This is a genomic window from Cohnella baijiui, assembly GCF_020731285.1.
Taxonomy (GTDB): domain Bacteria; phylum Bacillota; class Bacilli; order Paenibacillales; family Paenibacillaceae; genus Cohnella.
The window spans coordinates 1-226 of the sequence record NZ_JAJFOW010000400.1 but is presented as its reverse complement, the minus strand read 5'-3'; the positions used below and the strand labels follow the sequence as shown (position 1 = coordinate 226).

Genomic DNA, 226 nt, shown 5'->3' with positions numbered 1-226 from the left:
AGAGAGATGAATGCATACGATTTTATTCGAAGTGCCATTATTGAAGGCGACTATGCGCCGGGCCAGCGCCTTACGGAAGAAGCATTGGCGGCGGAACTGCACATAAGCCGTACCCCTATTCGCGAAGCGCTCAAGCGGTTGGAAACAGAAGGATTGATCGTATCCTTGAAGCGGGGTGTTTCGGTTAAAACCTTCTCTAGAGAAAGCATCCGCCAAATTTATGACT

General features: G+C 49.1%; 1 protein-coding gene. It reads left to right on the top strand.

The window, feature by feature from the left end; translation table 11 throughout:
* Positions 1–6: 6 nt before the first annotated feature.
* A partial coding sequence (locus tag LKX83_RS33125) for a GntR family transcriptional regulator (RefSeq protein WP_370639189.1) occupies positions 7–226 on the top strand: 220 nt, incomplete at its 3' end.